Annotated in this window: 14 protein-coding genes; 5 read left to right on the top strand and 9 right to left on the bottom strand. The window is 40.9% G+C overall.

Translation table 11 applies throughout. The features are described from left to right. Positions 1-3: 3 nt before the first annotated feature. Both HXT23_RS03860 and HXT23_RS03865 read right to left on the bottom strand, forming a co-directional pair. Positions 4-741, bottom strand: coding sequence for a ComF family protein (locus tag HXT23_RS03860; protein WP_421778538.1), 738 nt, complete (start codon positions 739-741; stop codon positions 4-6). A 101-nt stretch (positions 742-842) separates the two neighbouring features. Then, positions 843-1655 carry an HAD-IIB family hydrolase gene (locus tag HXT23_RS03865; protein ID WP_421778539.1) on the bottom strand — a complete coding sequence of 271 codons (813 nt, stop codon included), beginning with the start codon at positions 1653-1655 and terminating at the stop codon, positions 843-845. Positions 1656-1773: 118 nt separating this feature from the next. Between HXT23_RS03865 and HXT23_RS03870 the strand changes: the two genes are divergently transcribed. Beyond that, positions 1774-2202 (top strand): metallopeptidase family protein, encoded by a 429-nt coding sequence (locus HXT23_RS03870; protein WP_004131993.1) that lies wholly within the window; start codon positions 1774-1776, stop codon positions 2200-2202. Between the two features lie 23 nt (positions 2203-2225). Here the strand turns inward: HXT23_RS03870 and HXT23_RS03875 are convergent, their stop codons facing one another. Together HXT23_RS03875 and HXT23_RS03880 are read right to left on the bottom strand one after the other, a co-directional pair. Further along, entirely contained in the window at positions 2226-3851 is a 1626-nt protein-coding gene (locus HXT23_RS03875; RefSeq protein WP_422113082.1) for a DUF5719 family protein, read from the bottom strand. 72 nt (positions 3852-3923) lie between these two features. After that, positions 3924-7235 (bottom strand): glycosyltransferase family 2 protein, encoded by a 3312-nt coding sequence (locus HXT23_RS03880; RefSeq protein WP_422112714.1) that lies wholly within the window; start codon positions 7233-7235, stop codon positions 3924-3926. 100 nt (positions 7236-7335) lie between these two features. On the opposite strand from HXT23_RS03880, the gene HXT23_RS03885 reads away from it, so the two are divergent. From HXT23_RS03885 to HXT23_RS03900, 4 genes are all read left to right on the top strand, one after another. Then, positions 7336-8817 carry an LCP family protein gene (locus tag HXT23_RS03885; RefSeq protein ID WP_422112715.1) on the top strand — a complete coding sequence of 494 codons (1482 nt, stop codon included), beginning with the start codon at positions 7336-7338 and terminating at the stop codon, positions 8815-8817. Positions 8818-8950: 133 nt separating this feature from the next. Beyond that, a complete protein-coding gene (locus HXT23_RS03890; protein ID WP_422112716.1) occupies positions 8951-10300 on the top strand; it encodes an LCP family protein in 1350 nt (449 codons plus the stop codon). A gap of 96 nt (positions 10301-10396) precedes the next feature. Beyond that, complete coding sequence (locus tag HXT23_RS03895; protein ID WP_422112717.1) at positions 10397-12172, top strand: FtsK/SpoIIIE domain-containing protein; 1776 nt, start codon at positions 10397-10399, stop codon at positions 12170-12172. Positions 12173-12330: 158 nt separating this feature from the next. Then, positions 12331-12603 (top strand): WhiB family transcriptional regulator, encoded by a 273-nt coding sequence (locus tag HXT23_RS03900; protein ID WP_016636286.1) that lies wholly within the window; start codon positions 12331-12333, stop codon positions 12601-12603. 9 nt (positions 12604-12612) lie between these two features. Here the strand turns inward: HXT23_RS03900 and HXT23_RS03905 are convergent, their stop codons facing one another. The 5 genes from HXT23_RS03905 to HXT23_RS03925 all read right to left on the bottom strand — a co-directional run bounded on the left by HXT23_RS03905 (position 12613) and on the right by HXT23_RS03925 (position 20081). Then, positions 12613-14097, bottom strand: coding sequence for a sensor histidine kinase (locus tag HXT23_RS03905; RefSeq protein ID WP_004574649.1), 1485 nt, complete (start codon positions 14095-14097; stop codon positions 12613-12615). A gap of 140 nt (positions 14098-14237) precedes the next feature. Continuing rightward, positions 14238-16265, bottom strand: coding sequence for an ABC transporter ATP-binding protein (locus HXT23_RS03910; RefSeq protein ID WP_128813740.1), 2028 nt, complete (start codon positions 16263-16265; stop codon positions 14238-14240). 23 nt (positions 16266-16288) lie between these two features. Continuing rightward, entirely contained in the window at positions 16289-17278 is a 990-nt protein-coding gene (locus HXT23_RS03915) for an ABC transporter permease (RefSeq protein WP_004574651.1), read from the bottom strand. Between the two features lie 12 nt (positions 17279-17290). Beyond that, entirely contained in the window at positions 17291-18217 is a 927-nt protein-coding gene (locus HXT23_RS03920; protein ID WP_016636289.1) for an ABC transporter permease, read from the bottom strand. Between the two features lie 232 nt (positions 18218-18449). Beyond that, a complete protein-coding gene (locus tag HXT23_RS03925; RefSeq protein WP_422112718.1) occupies positions 18450-20081 on the bottom strand; it encodes a peptide ABC transporter substrate-binding protein in 1632 nt (543 codons plus the stop codon). Positions 20082-20410 lie beyond the last annotated feature (329 nt).

Raw genomic sequence — 20410 nt, forward strand, 5'->3', positions numbered from 1 at the left:
AATCTAAGAGTATAAAACGCTTTCTTTAGACCACACTCCAGCCAGCGCAAAACACGCAAAAACAGCAACACCGCTTTTATTTAGCTCTTTAACACAGTTTTTTAGCGTAGACCCCGTAGTAATAATGTCGTCTATAATAATCACTTTGTACCCGTTTTTAATGCCACTTGCATCCACCAATAAACCTTTAGACGTGCGCAAAGACCTTTGCCTACTCCCCCTTAGTTGAACGGACTTTCCCCTTACATTAATCATTTTAATTGCTTTAACAAAAGTAGCATCAATGCCTTGTTTTTTAAGACTTTTAACAACATTTTTAGCTATTGGATCCATATGACTTCTGCCGCGCTTTCTTTTAGACGCAAAAGACGAAGGAACTGGAATAATGGCCACTTTGTTTGAGTTTCCAACAACACTAATAATCAAGCTAAAAAGCAAGTTAGAAAAAGGCTTATCTAAAAGTTGGTTTCCATGATCTTTCCATTGCAAAATACACCTTCTTACAGCCCATCCGTATGTTGCACAAGAATAGATGTTTTTGCAAAATACGCCACTAAACGGGTCTCTATGCCATTTACTAAACTTTGATTTGCATTCGTTGCAAAGCACGCAATCTGCCATTGAGCAGCCAGCACAAGAAATTGGAAAAGCAAGATTAAGAATGGTCTTAAGCAAATTTACCCAAGAAACGTTGAAAATAAGCCGATTTTGCTTGCTTTCGTTAAGGTTTTTGTAAATCATAAAAAGACGATAGCAATGCTAAAAACAAATGGCAATAAAATTAGAGCAATGTGGTTAAAGGCTTTTTACTTAAAACTTTAGTTAAGTATTTACTTAAAACTTTAGTTAAGACTTTCTAATAGCTTAGAGCACAATTCAAAAGTGTTATTAGGATTTTTTACGCAAATCGCAAGCGCTCCTGTTAAAGAAGTTGGGTAATCGTTACCGCCTTTGTACATGCGATCTCCCACAAAAGCAACAGATTTTAGCGAAATGTCGCAAATCTTACAAAGAGAATCAAGAGCATATGCTTTATCGTTTCCTTTGCAAACAATATCAACACTTGTCTCTCCGCCAGCTCGCACAGAAAAGTCGGGCAAATATGCAGAAATTTGTTCAGCTAGCTGCTCCTTTAGCTTGCCGCTAGGATCCCAATCCTTTTTAAGTTCGATTGGAGCAAGCTGACCTAGTGCAGAAAAAGTGATTTGAGTACCACGATTTTCTATTTGACTACCCCAAAGATCTTTGTCTCCAACGCTTTTTAGCAATCCCATTTTTTTAGCGCAATCTTTAACAACGCAAATAATGCGATTTGCGTCTTTTACGGAAATCGTGTGAGAATACACGCATTTAAGACTGCCATCAACAATTCGATAATAGCTTGTTCCATTAGTTGGCATAATGTGAAAATTGTCTAGATTCGTAGAAGCAGGCAAAACGCTTAAAACTTGGCTTTTGACTAATCGCAAGTCTCCGCCCGTAATTAAAGCAACAGGAATTTTATTGATTAAATCTCCAAAAACCTTGCACATTGGGCTAGTCATAGGTTTTTTAGAGCATGCAAGAGTGTTGTCTAAGTCAAAACCAATAAGTGAACACAAAGCAAGACGCTCACAAAGCCCCTGCTCATTGTACTCATGAATATTTGGCTCCAACGATTTCCTCCTGTACAAACTATGCAATTCAAGTATTCCATATTATCAACATATTTACTACACCGTTTTGTGTTTGCACATTAATCAAATGCCCTAGCATACAAATAAAGTTAGGTGTATGACGTCTTTAGTATGGGAACAAAAAAGATACAGAAACCGCCACGGACGCGGCATGCGTGCGCCAATGTTTGGCACGCGACTTCCTAGATACAGAACAGCCAGCGGAATGTTCGATTCAATGGTGGCAGCTCAAATTAGAAGACTTAACAGTGCTTGGTCAAATCTTATAAAAGACGTTCAATTTGCTGTAGAAGATGTTCCTCCAAGCCAGCCAGTTTTGTGGGAAAGTAATAAAAGAATAATGTCTCAAGCTTTTCCTGCATCTAAAGGAATACCACAAAGAATAGTTTTGTACAGACTTCCACTGTGCACACACGTTACTAGCAGAGCGGAGCTTCAATACGCGATTAGAGACGAAATAGTGCAACGTTTAGCAGAATTGTACGGAAGAAGACCAGAAGAAATCGACCCAGATTGGGGATTGTAAATAACAGCCTAAAAGCCCTAAGTCTACTTTACAATCGAAGGATTTGAGCGAACTTTAACACTTATACTGTTAGGGTCAAGCGACTTAGAAGGAATCCATGCAACGCCTGCAAAACCAGCATCGTTTACTGCTTTTGATTGAATCCTAGACGCAAACGAAACTCCAGATTTAGACTTAAGAGTAAACATAACAGCTTTAGGATTAATATCTTTCGCTAAAATCGTTGAAACAGTATAAGACTTAACTTCAATAGTCTTAGACGATACTTTTAAGCCAGAAGAATCGTAAGCACTAAGCTTTACATTGGCATTATCAACAGATCCGTTTACAATATGCAGCGAAGTTTCGTCTGCAGAAAATGGGGAAACAAGCGCACTATTTGTAATAGAACGAACAGCATTAACAAAAGCAATATCGCTTTGACCATCTTTGCCACTTTTTTCAACAGAAGCCATAGCAAAAATAGGAACGTTACTTTGCGCAAAAATCGCCCCAACGCCCTTAGGTACTTCTGGTAAATCAACAACTTGAATTTGTCTTGCACTAAAATCTACTTGCTTTATGCTCTTTTTTCCAGAATCATCGAGCCAATACAAATCGACTTTTCCGCTTTTATTAGACCAAATATAAGCTTTGGCTTGGTCGCCTTCACTAACTCCTGGCAAAACAGGCTCTAAAGATGCTGATTCTTGCGGAGAAATAATATCCACGCCTTTAGAAGCAAGACCAGATGAACGAATAAACTTAACGAACGACGAAACTGGAGCTTGCTCGCTTAAAACTTGAATATAAAGACCATCCGACTTTGATGCAGCTGCAGAAATGTTAAAGTAAGCGTCACTATGTGCTGGAACAGTAAAAGTGCTTCCTGTAGAAAGATTTAGCTGCGCTCCCGATTTATTAGTTGACCATGCTTTAACGCTTACAACTGTAGGCTTAGACGATAGATTAACAGAGTTTAATCTTACAGAAACACCTTCCGCTATTCTTGGAATAATAAAGTTTTGGCGCATTGAAGGAGATACGCAAGAAGTGGCAGATAATCCTTTTAAGTCGCCGTTTGTAGCCCAAGACGCAACAGATGCAGCAGACCCAGTTCCAGATTGCGCACTTAAAAGACTACTTTCCAAAACTTGAGCATCTTTATCTACATTACTTTCTGCAAAATAGGCTCTATCTTGGCTTTCGCTTGAATCACTAGGATCACTAGAAGAACTAGAAGGATTGTTAAAAGATTTGTTGACTAAATCTTTAGAATCGCCAGCATATTTTACGCCGTTAAAAGTGGACTTATAAACGTTGCCAAAAGACGCATATCTGGATATTGACTTTAAGTCTCCTTCGGATTCTTGAAACTCGCTATCGCCATATTTTGCTGAATCTGGTAAAGCTATTCTGCTAGGGCAAACTGTTTGCAAATTTGTAGAACTAACACGCTTTTCTACGCTTCCAATAGGAAAAATCGGGTCGTCTGTTAGCTGTTTTAGTGGTAATACGCAAGACGCAACAACAGCACAAGAAACAAGTATTGCAGCGCTTAAAATAGACAAAGACCACAGCTTGAATCTTCTAAAACGAACAGAAGCGCTAATCGAAGCAGCATCTTGTGCATGACGATGACTATTTTTAGAATTCGTATCTGACTTCATTAATCTACCTGCCATTTATCCGTCTAATCAATCATAGCTTCTAACTAATCATCCTAATTATTCACGCTCTATTTATTCACGCTCTATTACGTTATTGCTGTTAAAACGAGGCAAAGCAACCAGGCAATACAATAGCAGCACTAAAGCAAAAACAACAATCCATGGAATTCTCCAAGAAAGTGTGCGCGAATGGCTATAAATCGAAGTTTTAGAAGAAGACATGTCTGCTACATCGTCGAATCTGCAATACGTTCCATGACTAGATGAAACAACAAGCTGAGTTCCTTCCGAAGCGTTTACGTTTGCAATCAATTTTTCTGTTGCGTCTTTATTTGCGTCGCCTTCTAAGTTAATCATTGAATTATTAGCCGCTAAATCGTTTTTGGCTTTAGAATCATTAACAATGTAAATTCCGCCAATACCAAGCTGCTTTAAGGTTACAATCGACTCATCGCTTGCGTGAGAAAGAAGCTTAGAAGCCGCGTAATAAAGCGTATTCGTACTAGGAGAATGCCCATATAAAACATCTCTAACTTGCAAAGATGGAGATAAGTCAACTAAATCGCCACGAGCGGTACGCATAAGCGAAATATTCAACTCACGACTATTCACAGCTTTAATCGCAAGAACGCGATTTGCACTATTCTTATTTAAGTAGTCCGAAACAACCATTGGCAAGCCACTATCGCTTGCGTAAACAGAGGTTACCGGTCCGCTAATAATCGCAAATAATCCAAGCAAAGCAGCAACTGCAAAAATTCCAAAAGCTAAAATTCCTCTTGCAAGATGAATAAGCTTTTTCATCATTGCTTTAGCAGAACGATTCATAGCTGCACGCTTAGAAACGCGAGTAGTGTAATCGTCTGGATTATTGTCTTGATTAGCAGAATTAGATTTTCGCAAAGGTTCAAACCTACGAACTGCTTTTCCTGCAACCATGCACATGCATGTAAGAACACCAAGAGCGCTCAAGCTTACGCCTGGAAGAACACTTGCACTAATAGGACCGTCAAAATCGGATGCAACAACAACGCGGCAAGCGACTAAAGAAAGCACCATTCCGCTAACTATTACAACCCACATCATTCTTGAAGCTCTTAAAGCAAACGGAAGAGCAAGCGCGCACAAAGCCATTAGTACAGCTAATGCTGCGAAAACAATCATGATTATTCCGCGAAGTTGCAAAATTAACATTGAACCCGAAGAAAAATGATTCAAATCAATGTTAAACGCTCGAAGCAAAACGTCTATATAACTACTAGCTCTAGGAGCACCATTTATTTTTTGAGAAGGCAAAGCCATACTAGCAAAAATTTGACGCCACATTCCAGTTCCAAAATAGCGCACAACGCTACCCAATGTTGGCAAAAGAACTAGAACAGATGGAACAGGCATTAGCGCAAGCATAAAACGATGCGAACGCACCATAATTATTGATGCAACAAAAATAACAAACATTGGCAGCAAAAGCTGAGGACTTGCAGCAAGCGGAACCATAAAGCACAAAGATGCGCAAGCTGCGCTTTGGATTGACGCAACTGGAACAACAGGGTCTTCTGTAACGTACATTCCTACAGCGTGGAAAGCGAACGCAAATGCAGCTGGCAAAAATACCATTGTTAGAATCATTGGCAAATCGCCTCTAGCAAAAATGCCAAAAGCCATAGCAATCATTGTCCAACAAAGACCAGAGCACACTCGCACAATGTCTGATCTAGTAAACACGCCTGCGAGCGCCCAAAAACTTAGTAGCATAGCGGGAGCAGCAAGGAAAAATATGGCGTTTATTGCAGCTAACGTATTTCCACCAAACACAATGGAAGCTAGCATCCAAATCATAAGAAGCGGAGACGGAGGAAGAGGAGACGCAAAACCGTCGTCTGGAATATATGCTCCAATCGCAGACTTAAACAAATCACTAAAACTTGTTCCAGTAGAAAGAAGCTGGCTTGAATAAAGCGAAGATCCAGAAAGAATCTTATTAATTGGCGCTCCGTAAAGAAGTATTACGGTTGCAAAAACAAGAAGAGATGCACAAATTGCAGCGCTCCATCTAAACAAAACTCTTCTATGCAAGTGTTTTCTTGCAAGCGGACTTAAAATAACACCCTTTTTTTGAGTCTTAAAAGCAATAGTTTTGTCTTTCCAACGCGTAATTTGACTACGACTTGCTATAAGAGAAGTGAGTCGTTTTAAGGAAACTTTTGAAACTCTAGACACTCGTCTTCTTGCAAAAATAGCGCGAGGTAATTGCGCTAACGCAATCCAAGGAAGCATAAGACGCATAAAAGCAACATACGGCTGCTTAGCAAACAAAGATTGAAGTGCGCGGATTATTGACATTGGAACAGAGCAAAGCCAAATAAGAGGCCACATAATAACGCTAACATCTGTATACATGTATCTTTGCTTTGCCATAATCGAATAAGCTAAGCCGTAGCAAATATTGGTTTTTTCTGCATCGCGCTCTTCGCCGCTCCTAGTGCGAAGACCGTCAAAACGCGCTCTTCTATGCGCGATTCTGGCTTGTGGTACAACAACAACTCGCCCACCGCTTAAAACGACTCGCCTACAAAAATCGTTAGACTCTTCAAAAGTGGTAAGCCAAGGCTGAGTTCCTCGCATTGTTTGCCAAGTGCTAAGCGAAACTAAAGCGCCTGCAAGAGAAACAGAATAGACGTCTCCCCTAAAATCGTATTGCTCTTGATCTGGCTCGCCTTCTACGCTAAGCGAATGCACTTTATGTTTCCACGCATACATGCCAACGTTATGAAGAATTTTTCCTTGCCAATCAACTTGTTTTGCACCAAGAACGCAAGCTGTTGGAGTGTTTCGCCAAGTCTCTCTTAAAGCTTCCAAGCATTTTGAATCGCAAGGTTTTGAATCGTCATGCAAAAGCCACAGCGACTTAACGCCTTGCAGTGGCAAAAGTTTTCTTAAAGACTTTTCTACAGCATCTCCAAATGATTTTGCAGACTTAATAGGAAGAATAACAACTTTTACTTGCTTATATTGTTTATAGGAATCAGTGTTATTGCCACTGTACGCATTGCCATACGCATTACTAAAAGCTTGATTTCCGTTGGAAAAATCTGCACTAGAAATTAATCCCGATAATTGAGTTGGCTCTATTTGAACGTTAAAAGACTTTACTAACTCTTTTTGTGTTCTACTAGCACAATCAGCTACAACAATAGTTCCAGGAAGAACACTTTGATTTATAACCGCTTGCAAAGTTTCTTCGTAAAACCGCGTATCTTGCTCAACGCTCATTATTGAAACAATAGAAGAATCAACCTCGCTAGGCTTTATTCTATTCATAGCAGAAAAGACTTGTAAAACATCGTTTTCAAAAGTGCAAGTTTCAGCGGTTATTGAATCCATACATAACAGTTTACGCAAGGGGTATGTATTATGCATGTTAAAATCTCAATAGAATACACTATAATGGTGATTTATATGTGCATTTACGAAAGAAGGAAGCATGGCAGCCTCTCGGTATAATCAAGACCGTCGGTACCAAACTAACTATTGGGACTCATCTGCACCGCACCATACTCTCAATAGTCAAATGCTTAATAATACTCGTAAAATCATTTGCATGGCAATTATTGCCGTTCTAGCCTTTTTAACTACAATAATCGCATCCGTATGGCTTGACTTTTCTTCTACTATTAGTTCGCGCGTTATAAAAACCATCTCAACAAGCACCAAACAGATTCAGTCAATAGACCCTAATGCTGGTAAAACTATTAATATTCTTGTTCTTGGTCAAGATACTCGAGAAGGTAAAAATCGCGCTTTTCAGGGCGGCGGAGAAGACGAAAATCATCAATCAGACACAGCAATGATTGTTCAAATCAGCGCAGACAGGTCTTATATAAACATTGTTTCAATTCCAAGAGATTCAATGGTTAAAGCCGCATCGTGCAATACGTCTAGAGGCAGAATTCCAGCTAGACGTAAAGTTATGTTTAACTCGATTTTCGCACTTGGCTACGCTAAGGGAGGAGACTTAGCAAGCGCAGCATCATGTACGCTTGCAACAGTAAACGAGATTACTGGCTTAAACATAACAGATTTTATTGTTGCAGACTTTAGCGGTTTAAGCGATATGATTAACGCGATTGGCGGAGTAACCCTGTGCATTCCTGTAAACACCAGGGATTACTACACGGGCGTTAACCTAAAGCGCGGACTCCAACACCTTGATGGCGTGCAAGCAACACAATATGCAAGGATGAGGCACGATAGCGCAAGCGACGGAAGCGATATTATGCGAACAACGCGTCAGCAATATCTGCTTAAGCAACTTATTCATCAAGCACTATCTAAGAATCTTCTAACACAGTCGGGCCAACTTTATCAACTTGCAAAATCAGCTCTAAAGTCACTTAATATGAGCCAAGGTCTTGCAAACCCTACAACACTGGTTGGTTTAGCTGCAAGTCTTCGTAATCTAAAGCCTTCGCACATTTACGCACAAACAATACCGATTGCAACCGACCCATACGATGAAAATCGTGTTATTTTAGACGAAAGTGCGCAAGACGTTTGGGATTTAATGCAAGAAGATAAGCCGTTAACTAAAGATTTAGGCGAAAAACCACGTAAAAGTAAAAAGTCTTCAAAAAAGAACGCAAAAAATGGCAAAAAGTCTGATTCTAAAGAAAACTCCGATTCTTCTAGTGCAGATTCTAACGACTCTGCGGAGTCTACAAATTCTGGCGAAAATAGCCTTAATTCCTCTAATTCCTATGCAGATCCAAATGCAGTTAAAATTGGGCGCGTGGATCCAAAAACTGGATTAGCAAAAGACAGCTTAGGCAGACTTATTGATCCAAATAGCGGCGGAATCGTTAACCCAGAAGACGGAACAATAAGAAACCCACAAACTGGTCACTACATGGGAATTGCAGATAAATACCTAAATAATACAATATGCGCTGTTCCAAAAGGAAAGTAATACACTAGAAAAAGCACGTTGTTAAATAGTTTATAACTACGTTGCTTTATAATGCCATTGGTAGTTTTCACTAATAATTATGCATACATATAGACGCCATCAATATTGCAAACGCGTGGCTTAGGGAGGATAAATGAGCCAGCAACGTCCAGAAGACGCTTTGGGGAATCAAAATAATCCACCTAGCTTTGCTCCATTGAATAAACATAATAAAAACGCGAATTCAATACCGAGCTTTCCGCCTAAAAATGCACACAATAACGCGCATAAAAACAGCGAATTAAACAAGCAAGAGACTGTTCAGCGTGCACCGTCGTTTGAGCCAAAGCCTAGAAAAGTAAGCCAAAATTCGCAAAATTATCGCACGCAAAACACTGGCACACAAGCATATAGCGAGCAGTACTACCCCGAACAAAGTCAGCGTTTGAGTCAAAATAATGCAAGTGCATCTAGTTTTACTCCAAAAAGAATCCAAAACTTTAGTCAAAACGAAGTTAGACCAATAGCAAGTAATTCTTCTGCTGGAGCTCTTGCTTTTAGAAAAAAACATCGCTTACTAAAGTACTTATCTCTGCTTTTAGTAACAATATTGATTCTTGTAGGAGCACTAGGCGTTTTATCTTGGAACTGGGTTGACTCTCAAATTAAGCGAGATAATTGGCTAACGGATACTCCAGATACTCAAGAAACAACTTGGCTAATTTTAGGATCGGATCAGAGAGAAGGCGAAGAAGCAAAAGAAATAACTGGATTTAGAACAGATACGATTCTTGTTTTAACAAAACCAGTAAGTGGGCACAGCTCCTTAATATCCATTCCAAGAGACTCGCTAGTTTCTGTAAACGGCCAGCAAATGAAGATTAACACAGTTGCACAAGATCTTGGAAATAGAGCACTAACAAAAACCGTTGAAAAAATTACTGGCCACAAAATAGACCACGTTGCAGAAATAAAATTCGCAGGACTTACAAACGTTGTAAACTCGCTTGGAACAATAGACTTATGCTACGATCGCACAGTTAGCGATGCCTACAGTGGGCTTAATTGGACTGCAGGATGCCACAGCGCAGACGGAAACGTTGCATTAGCATTTTCTAGAATGAGATATGCGGATCCTCAATCTGATTTTGGAAGAGCTGCAAGACAGCGAATGGTAATTAGCGCAATAATGAAAAAAGCTTTATCTAGCAGCACGCTTACAAACTTCTCGAAAGTAAAAGGTTTTGCAAAAGCATCGCTTGATTCTGCAATATTAGACGAAAACTCGAATCCTGGAACACTACTGAACATGGGTCTTGCTTTTAAGGAAGCAACAGGAAAAGACGGCGTAACAGGAACAGTCTATTGGACTAATCCAGATTATTGGGTGTATTCAGTTGGATCAGCCGTTTTGTTAGACGATGCTAAAAACATTGAATTATTCGATCAACTATCTGCTGGAACGCATGCGCCTGGAAACGTTGGAACGCTTGCAGAGCAATAAACATAATTTTAGCTAATCATATTTAGCCAATTTAGCCTTTAACCACATTTGTGGTTTTTACTTGCATATTTCTTAATAGCAATACACTATTGCGTTATGGAATACGAAAACAATGCAAACAATACTAAAAGCATAGCTTCAAAACCAATGTTTTGGATGCAAATAATGGCAAATATTGTGCCTATTTTAGCCAATGTTGCTCTTGCTATAATGGCGTTTTTGCAAAAAAGTTGGATGATGCTTGCAATGATTGTTCCTAGCATAATGATGTATATTGCTTGCTTAATACCACAAATTGTTCAATACAATTCAAACAAAAACAACAAAAGTTTAGTAAAGAATAATACAAATCAAAGCGTTCACTTTAGCAAAACAACAGTCGACTCTCATATTAAAGGTGTTCCAGAAACTCTTGTTCCAATCAACCTGGAAGCAATGCTGATTAATAACGCAAATCAAATCGTTTCTACAAATTACTCTAAAAACATGCAAAATCGTGTTCCTCCATGGAAAAATGTTGTATACGCTTGGCTAGTGTCTTCTAAAAACTCTTTAGAAGCTCCAATCGGAATAAACAGCAGCGGTTACTTTTGTATAGATCTTGTTAAAAATGGCCCGCACGCGCTTGTAGCAGGAACAACTGGGTCTGGAAAATCCGTTTTACTAACATCTTTGTGTTTGGCTCTAGCTTTTAGATATTCACCTAAATTATTGCAATTTGTGTTTATGGACTTTAAGGGAGGAGCTACATTCGATTCTCTTTCCACACTTCCACACAGCGTTGGAAACGTTGGAGACTTAAATCTTAAGCATGCTGCAAGAGCATTGCGCGGATTAGAAATGGAATTAGATAGGCGAGAAAGATTGGTGGCAAATCAAGGCTGCCACGATATTAGTCAAGTAAAACCAAGCGAACCTTCAATGGTGATTGTTATAGACGAATTCCATGCTCTTAAAAATCAACTACCCGATTACATGAATCGCCTAATACGCATAGCTTCTGTTGGAAGATCCCTAGGAATGCATCTTATAGCGTGCACACAAAATCCAATGGGACAAGTAAATGCAGATATGAAAGCAAATATGTCTATAAACATTTGTTTAAGAGTTAGAGACGCAATGCAATCACACGAACTACTTGGGTCTCCTGCCGCTGCAAGCATAAACCCGAATAATCCTGGAGCAGCATATTGCAATACAGGAGACGGAATAGTAGCGTTACAATGCTCACAAAGTCAAAATAAAAATTCGCTTATAAAAGCAATCGAATTGGCTGGAAAATTCTATTGCTACAAAACTCCTAAACAATTGTTTAGCGCTCCCCTACCAAGATACTTAAATAATTCAACACTTAATAAATACTGCAAAAACACAAAAGATAGCGAGTTTGGACTTTTAATCGGCTTAAAAGACGACGGAATTAACTTAAGCGAAGCAATTTTGCCAATAAATCTTGGAAACATAGCGATTATTGGCGGAAGCAAACGAGGAAAGTCTAATCTTATAAATGTGATTAAAAATGCGATTAGTATGCAAAATCTTGATTCAAAAAACATTCACATTCAAGACAACGCAGACTCACTTTTAGAGCCTTTTAACAGCGACGAAAAGTCTAAAGAATTGCAATGCAAACTAAAAGACACTAAAACAACAGTAATATTTTGCGCTCAAAACGCAAGACACATACGCATACCAGAGCAAGCGCCAGTAAGAATAATCTTCCCAACAGGCGATGCTGCAACAGACTCAATGCTTGGAATACCTACCGACTTACTAAAAACACTAACCGCGGAAGATTATCAAACACCAGGAAGATGCATAATGGTGATTCCTGGAAAAGCTAATTTGCTGCAAATATTGAGTTTTACATAAAAATATGACTTAAATCACTCAAAAAGATTAAAAAATTTTGTAAAAGTCTTGAAAAAAAGTTATATTCATGCTTTCCTGGAGTGCGGATAGTTTTTATGTAAAATCTAACAACTTTGATTAGTAAGTGTAAACGCGTATTAAAAAGAGGTTATTTACTTATGAGTAGCGCATTCGACTGGCGTGCAAAAGCAGCTTGCCGAGATAAGGATCCTGAACTTTTCTTCCCAGTAGGAAACAACAGCTCATCCAATCAGCAAGTTGAAGAAGCCAAAGCAGTGTGCAGAACTTGTAATGTTGCCGACAATTGCTTAAGATGCGCTCTAGAAACAAGCCAAGATTACGGCGTTTGGGGCGGTCTTAGCGAAGATGAAAGGCGCTCGCTAAAGCGTAGAGCAATGCGAGCGCGCAGAAATCAAAACGCTGAATTTTAGTTAGATAGACTACTCTACTCCAGGAACGCGCAGCTTAATATCCAGCAAAACGCGAGTTCCGCCTTCTCTTCGCGATTCCCACTTAACAGTGCCACCAAAATCGTTAGTAACAAAAGTGTTGATTAGCTGAGTGCCTAATCCAGATCCAGAAGACTTTGCCATTCCATGCAAGGATTCGCTTTCGATTCCGCCGCCATTGTCTTCTACAACAATACTAAGATTGTCTCCTCCACGACCAACAGAAATCTTAATATGACCTTCACTCATGCCTTCAAAACCGTGCTCAACAGCATTTGTAACAAGCTCGGTTAAAACAAGAGAAAGAGGCGTTGCGTCTTGAGCTGCAAGCTTGCCGAATTTACCACAAAAATCAACTGTAATATTTTGATTTTGCGAAGCAAGTTCAATCGTCATTTTAAGCAAGCTAGAAATCACTTTGTCGAAGTCAACAACCTCATCGGCTGTCTGGCTTAAACCTTCGTGAACAAGAGCAATAGTTTGGACTCGCCTTTGAGCTTCTTCTAGCTCTTTTCTAACTTCGTACGACTTAGTTTTTCTAGCTTGAAGACGAAGCAAAGCAGAAACAGCTTGAAGATTATTCTTAACGCGATGATGAATCTCGGAAATAGTAGCGTTCTTAGTCTGAAGCTCCTTTTCTCTTCTAAGAACTTCCGTAACATCTCGGCAAAGAACAACAGCACCCGTTCTATCGTTAGGCCCATAAAGCGGCAGCGAGCGCATAGAAACAACGGAATTATTTACTTCTAACTCGCAATCAACATCTGCTTTACCGCTTAATACCAAAGGCAAGCTTTCGGGAACAACATCGTTTGTGTGAAGAAGACGCGCTCCAAACTCGCACAAGAACTCGCCTTGCATAGTGTTTAATCCGCCAAGTCTGCGGAAGCAGCTGATTGCGTTTGGAGAAGCATAGCGAACAACACCGCTTTCTTCTAAAATAATAAAACCATCTGCAACTCGAGCATTGTGGCGCTGATTTAGCATTGAATCGTGGTACGGAAACTGCTCGCGCGCAATCATGTCGAACAACGTTTTGCCAGCATTAATGCTTTCCGTCTCGTATCTACCATTTGATTCTCTTGTTGCAAGATTTGTTTCTCTAAGAACAAGACCAAGCGTTTTGCCATTGTGACGAACTGGAGCGTAAACATTGCAAACAGTAGCTCTTCCAACAGTTCTTAAAACCGAAGAGTGGAAACTTGTTTCTTTACTCATTGCTGCTTCTAGCTCATTATGCATTGATTCATCTAGCTTTACGCCGAGTAAATCTTCGGTTCTAAGCGTGATTGCTGTAGACGGACGGCATTGTTCTGCTACAACGTAATCTCCATTGCCATTTTGAATAACTAAAAGCAAGTCTGCAAAACTTAAATCTGCTATTACTTGCCAATCTGCTACAAGGTGATGCAACCATTCTCGATCCGACTCGTCAAAATCTGGACGTGTTGCAAGAATATGAGAAAAATCAGCCATGATTTAATAATATAAACACGCGAATATAAACACGCGAATATTCCAAAGTTTCGCAAGTACATATAAAACAAAAGTGCAGAAGTTTTATCTCCTGCACTTTTATCTACATCTAATAGCTTGCACTAATACGAGTCTTACGACTAATCCAATCCAAGCTCCAAGTTTCCACCAGGAATTGCGTCGAGAAGATCGCGAGTATATTCCTTTTGAGGATGATCAAACACTTCGTCGGTTGTAGCATGCTCAACAAGCTTTCCGTGCTGCATAACAACAACCTCGTCCGCAATCTGACGAACCACTGCCAAATCGTGAGTGATGAACAAGTAGCTTAATCCGCGCTCTGCTTGCAAATCGTTAAGCAAGTGCAAAACCTGATCTTGTACAAGCACGTCTAATGCAGAAACAGCTTCATCGCAAACGATTACGTCTGGATCCAACGCCATTGCACGCGCAATCGCAATGCGCTGACGCTGACCGCCAGAAAGCTCGTTCGGGAATCGAGTCATAACAGAAGCAGGCATGCGAACCATATCCAAGAGTTCGCGTACGCGATTCTGTCTGCTCTTTTTACTTCCAATCTTATGGATTCGCAAAGGCTCTTCAATAGAACGATAAATCGAATACATTGGGTCTAGCGAACCGTAAGGATTTTGGAATACTGGCTGAACATGACGACGGAAATCAAGCAAATCCGCGCCCTTTAAGTCAGCAATATTCTTGCCCTCGTAGGTAACAGTTCCACTTGTTGGCTTTAGTAATCTCAAAACCATGTTTGCAACAGTAGACTTACCAGAACCAGATTCACCCACAATTGCCAACGTTGTTCCGCGCTTAATAGAGAACGAAACATCGTCAACAGCTTTGAAAAGTTCCTTCTTGCGCGGAAGCTTAAACTCGCGAGTTAAGTGGTCGACTGTAATAATATGCTCGCTCTTTTCAAGAGTTTGCTCACCTACTACGTGATGCTCAAGCAAATTATCCGCGTTGCCGCCATGCTCCTTAACGGAGATGATTCGCTGAGAAGCAAGGCTTGGAGCGGCAGCAACAAGTCGCTTAGTGTACGGATGCTGTGGATGTTGCAAAACGTCCAAAGATGGACCAGACTCAACAACGCGACCCTTATACATAACAACAACGTGCTGAGCACGAGCTGCAGCCAAACCTAAATCGTGAGTAATAAAGAGCACAGAAGTGCCGAGAGAATCGGTAAGCGTATGCAAATGGTCAAGAATACGCTTTTGCACAGTTACATCTAGTGCGGAAGTTGGCTCATCTGCAATAAGCAAATCTGGACGGCAAGCCAAGCCAATCGCGATTAACGCGCGCTGACGCATACCACCAGAAAACTCGTGCGGGAACTGACGTGCGCGAGTTGCAGCATCTGGCAAACCAGCTTCATCAAGCAAACCAGCAATGCGGTCTTCAACGCTTGCACCAACAACATACTTTTTGGCTATTTCCCAAGCCTTGTCGTCGTTCACACCGTACTTGATTAAATCGTCTGCAACGCGCCAACGAGTTTCGGAACCCGGAACCCACTCTTTTTTGTAGTATTCCATAGCTTCATTAAACTTTTCGGCATTCGTTTGCTCGCTAAGACCAGCCTGTGCCAAAGCTCGCTTTGCTTCGTCCAATAATGCGCTCAGTTCTTTAGAGCCAAGGAAGATTTCGTCTTCGTTGCTTTTAACTTCTACAGCGTCTCCCGCTAAAGCTTCTGCCAAAGCGGAGCGCTTCTCATGGCTAACGTCAACGCCATTTGCAAGAAGAGCTTCTTTAACTTGAGTTCCAATTCGCCAAACAGGGTTCAAATTACTCATAGGGTCTTGCGGAACCAATCCCATTGCCGTTCCGCGCAAAGCCGCATAATCTTTAGGCTTTAGATTGCTTATTTCTTGACCTTTAAGCTTAATAGAACCACCAGTAACGTGACCTGTTCCAGGGAGTAAACCAAGAACCGCCATTGCAGAAGTAGACTTTCCAGAACCAGATTCGCCTACGATTGCAACCCACTGACCTGGGTAAACGTTAAAGCTTGCATCGCGAACAGCGTGTACGGCCTTTTTAGAATCCGTTGTAAAGTCAACTTGAAGATTTTTAACTTCCAGCAAAGGACCCTGCTCGCGTTGCATTGCAATAGTATCTACATTTTTACGTGTTGCTGTGTTCATAATCACTATTCCTCCACGCTAACTTACGCCTTACGGCTCTTTGGATCCAACGCATCTTTTACGGCGTCGCCCATCATAATAAAGGCGAGCACAGTAATGGCGAGCGCAATGGATGGATAGAATAAGACTTCTGGATTTGTAGTAAGAACATTTCTAGCGGTAGAAATATCTACACCCCAGCTAACTGTTGTTGTTGGCAAACCAATACCCAAGAAGCTAAGTGTTGCTTCCAAAACAATGTAAGAGCCGAGAGAAGTTGTACCTACAACAATGATTGGAGCCAGCGAGTTTGGAATAATGTGCTGGAACAAGTTTCGCATTGGAGTAGAACCTAAAGCGGTAGATGCTGTGTTAAATTCAAGATTCTTGGATTCCATAACAGCACTTCTTGCGATTCGAGCAACGCCTACCCATCCAAAGAGAACCATAACAAACACGATTTTCCAAATCGACTTAGACGTGCGGAACATTTGCAAAACTACGATTGCACCTAGCAGCATTGGCAAAGCCAAGAAAATATCGGTGATTCGGCTAAGAACCGCATCAATCCATCCTCCAAAGAATCCAGCCAAAGCTCCAATTAGCGAACCAACTAACACCACTAAAGCCGTTGCTAGCAAGCCAACGCTTAAAGATGTACGTGTTCCATATACAACTCGAGCGTAAATATCGCATCCTTGCATGTCGAATCCAAACGGATGCGCAGCAGAAGCTGGCTCAAGCGAGTGCTCCAAAACACAGTAATTAGGATTGTGCTTTGTGAGAGCGCCTGGGAAGAGCGCAACAAAAATAATCGCAATAATCAAAATTGCAGAAACAATAAACAATGGATTTCTGCGCAAAGATCGCCAAGCATCAGCCCACATGCTTGTAGCTGGAGCAGATTCGTCTACAGAATCAACTTCTTGAAGAGGCGTATCGTCAAGAGGAGCAACATAGCGTTCCTGACCTGGCAATGTATTGTAATTTGCATTATTTGTAATCAAATTATCTTCCATCAAATTATCTTCCATAATGTGCTCTCCTTACGCGTAGCGAATGCGCGGATCTAGAGCCGCGTACAACATGTCAACAAGAAGATTGCTGACTACAAATATCAACATAAGAAGCGTAACTATAGAAACAACAAGGTTTCCTTCTCCCTTTAGAATTCCCTGATATGTAAGGAATCCAACGCCATGAATGTTGAAGATTGTTTCCGAAATCATTGCGCCGCTCATAAGAGCGCCCAAATCTTGACCTAAGAATGTAACAACAGGAATAAGCGAGTTACGCAAAATGTGTCGAACAATAACGGAGCCTTCTTTTAAGCCCTTTGCACGAGCCGTGCGCACGTAATCAAGCGATATGTTTGACGAAATTTCCGACCTTGTAAGTCGAATAATATATGCCATTGAAACGGATCCAAGAACTATTGCAGGAAGAAGAAGATCGTAGAATCCAGGATCGTTGCTTGCAGTAACAGGCATAATATGCCACTTAACACCAAACAAATATTGGCCAATAAAGCCAGTAACAAATGTTGGCACAGAAATAAGAAGGAGTGATACAACCAGGATTACACTGTCGTACCACTTTCCTTTCTTTAAGCCAGAGATTATACCGAAAGCTACGCCGAACAAGGCTTCAAAAGCGAACGCCATCAACGCAAGCTTAATGGTTACAGGGAATGCGCGGCCAATCTCGTCAATTACTGGCTGGCCAGCAAAAGTATGACCAAAATCAAGAGTAAGCGCATTCTTTAAGAACAACAAATATTGAATAATAAATGGCTTATCCAAGTTATACTCGGCACGAATTTGCGCTTCTACAGCATGGTTAATTGGCTTATCGCCAAACATTGCTTTTACTGGATCTCCAGGCAAAGCAAACACCAAAGCGTATACCAACAATGTTGTGCCGAGAACCACAGGAATCATCTGCAAAACGCGGCGCAGAACATATTTACCCATTGGTTTCTCCTTATATATTTACTTAAAAATTCGCATAGCACACACCCAACTTGTGGCTTGCATATTGATTTAACCCAACCTAAGTAAAAACACAAAGTGCTGCCTCGAACAGCGGATAGAATTTTGTAATTTTATTCGCCATTCGAAGGCAGCAGCACGTTTTTACATGCTATTTAATTATGGTTTATTTTTTAATAGCTACTTGATTTTAATAGCTACTTGATTTTGATCTTTACTTGTGGAGCTTGTAGTAAAGTGGCATATTCTGCCAATCCATTACAAAGCCCTTCAAGCTTGGAACCATAACAGCCTTGGCGTTCGAGTAGAACAGTGGGACGTATGGAAGATCCTCAAGAAGAATCTCGTTAGCCTGCTGATAAAGCTTAGTTGCCTCAGCTGGCTGAGAAGAAGAAGCCTTCTTAAGCAAAGCATCGAACTTAGGATTCTTGTAATCAGCTTCGTTGGAACCATTGCCATCCGCAGCAACGGAAGCAAATTCCTGAGTCAAGTAATTTTCTGGGCTTGGGTAATCTGGCATCCAGCCTGCACGCCATGCACCCTTAACCTGACGCTGTTCGCATGCGTTACGGAACTCTTGGAATGTTGGAACTGGAGTTGTTTCAGCATTGATTCCAAGATGATTCTTGATGGAGTTTACAACTGCGTCAAACACAGACTTAGCGTTGCCATCGGCGTTGTAAGTAAAGGTAAGAGGACCATCATACTTAGAGATCTTATCTGCCTTTGCCCAAAGTTCCTTAGCCTTTGCGGCATTAAACTTAAGGTTTTCATGTCCCTTAAGATCTGCCTTGTAGCCTGGAGTCAAAGGAGAAGTGAACTCGTTTGCAGGAGATGCAGTGTTGTTAAGAACCTTCTTGATGATGGTTTCACGGTCGATTGCCATAGAAACAGCTTGACGACGCAAGCGGCCTTCTTCGGTAGTTACATCGAAGTGTGGCAATTTTGCAGGAATACCGAACTGCTGGATTACGGAACCTGGACGGTTGTATGCCTTAACAGTGGTGTCCTTTTGGAAAGTCTTGGTTTCGGTATCTGGAATGTTATCCGTCATATCAAGATTGCCAGACTGAACATCGCGATAAGCAGCGGTGCCGTCGGTGTAAATCTTAAAGGTAACGCCGTCATTCTGAGCCTTGCGTGGGCCATCGTAATCTGGGTTCTTTACAACTTCAATCTGCTTGTTGTGATCCCAAGACTTAAACAGGTATGGACCAGAAGAAACTGGCTTTTCGCCATAAGCCTTTGGATTCTTGTAGAAGGATTCTGGAAGAGGAGCGAATGCAAGGTAACCAACCTTAATAGCAAACACAGAATCTGGCTGGTTCAAATCAACAGTAAAGGTGTACTTATCTAAAACCTTTAAGCCAGAAAGCTGCTCGTCGCCCTTAGTGTCATTCTTCTGCAAGTCTTCGTAGCCCTTAATGGTCTGGAAGAAGGAAGAGCACTTCTGAGCATTCTTAGCGTTTGCTACAAAGCTCCAAGCCTTAGTAAAGCTTTCTGCGGTGATTGGAGTGCCATCGCTGAACTTCTTATCTTTTTTAAGCTTAACGGTGTATTGGGTCGCATCGGCGTTTGGAGTTACGCTCTCGGCATCTTCGTTTACAGTGTTGCCCTTTTCGTCAAAAGTGACCAACGTGGAGTTGACCAATACAGCAGGACGAGCACCAGCATTCTCGTTAATATTTCCTGGAACAAGCTCGTTCTGAGGCTCGGAGTCGTTTACGGTAATAACAACCTTGCCACCATTTGTTTGAGCGGTCTTCGAGGCAGAAGAACCGCATCCACCGAGCAGCATAGCAACCGAGCACGCAGCTGCGGCAAAAAGTAATGCCTTATTCTTCATATGTTTTCTCCTAACGTTGGGTATGGCAGGATTCCATTAATTATCACGAAAAAGTCTCATTACAAGCTTTGCAAAGCCTTTACGCTTTACAGGCTCTATAGGCTTAATAAATAAAATCCACCTAGTATTTATTGCCAGATGGATTCTTTGCAAAGCCAATAAGGAGGCCTCTTCGTTGATTAAAATTCAATCATACGGATTTTATTAAACAACGCAAGCTCAAAGTCTAAATGTAAAATTTACTGTTATTTTGTATATAAACAGTAAAAACAACTATTGTAATAGAAAAATATTAGATTAAATCGTATTCTATGCGATATTTTGCCAAG

The organism is Gardnerella sp. DNF00257, from assembly GCF_049262745.1.
Classification (GTDB): domain Bacteria; phylum Actinomycetota; class Actinomycetes; order Actinomycetales; family Bifidobacteriaceae; genus Bifidobacterium; species Bifidobacterium piotii.